Here is a 963-nt window from a genome sequence, read left to right as displayed (position 1 = left end):
CCAAGTATCATTATTACCATCTCCATTCGGTGTAAACACATTCGGAATTTTGATATCAATAAATTCAAAGTAACGCGTGGCTGTTTTTTCACAACCATTGGCATCACGCACAATAACTGTATAGTCTCCTGATTTATAGTAGATCAATTTATTGCTAGCACTGAAAGTACTGCCACCGTCAAATGAATACTGATAATTTCCTGCACCACCTGTTGCGGTAGCCACAATTTCGTTCAATCCTCCATCCGCTAAGTTCAATGCCAAAGGCGTAAATCCTAACACTTCGAACGCAATGGTGGTTTTCTCACAACCGTTGGTATGTCTTGCGGTAATGGTATGGAAACCTGGCGCTACATTCTTGAAAATATTGCTCGCTTGGAATACCGTTGCACCATCCAAAGCATAATCTACATCCGCTGGATTGGTAATACTCGCATCCAAAGTCACCGTCACGGTATTACTTGGTGCATTATTATCACAACCGTAAGCTACCAATGCTTTTGGATTTAAGTTTACCGAATCTTCAAGAGCTACCAACCATTCAGCCGTACAACCGTTAGCATCTTTGATATACACCGTATGATCGCCACCTGTTAATCCAGTAAAGGCAAAAACGTTTTGAGTCGCTGTTCCTATGAAATACGTTCCATTGCTATTGTCAATACTTACGCTATAAGGCGCCACACCACCAGTGATATTGATATCAAAAGCAGCATTCTTATCTCCAAAACAAAGTTCTTGCACTTCTGAACCGGCTACCGTATTTACGAAAATAGGTTGTGGCTCAGTAACGGTTGCCGACAAAAGAACAAAACAACCGTTTTCATCTTGTGCAATAACTTGGTAGGTTCCCGGTGCTAATTCATCAAAAACTCCTGTATCAAAAAACTGATCCAAACGTGGTGCAATAGCATATTTCATTGCTCCCGTTCCGCCAGAAGCTGTTACAGTGATGATACCATT

Annotated in this window: 1 pseudogene; it reads right to left on the bottom strand. The window is 41.2% G+C overall.

The window, feature by feature from the left end:
- A pseudogene (locus tag FLB_RS10280) lies at positions 1-963 on the bottom strand (chromophore lyase); the annotation flags it as partial.

This window comes from Flavobacterium succinicans, from assembly GCF_001662485.1.
Lineage (GTDB): Bacteria > Bacteroidota > Bacteroidia > Flavobacteriales > Flavobacteriaceae > Flavobacterium > Flavobacterium succinicans_A.
Note: the sequence above shows the minus strand (reverse complement) of the source record. Positions and strands in the feature narration are given on the sequence as shown.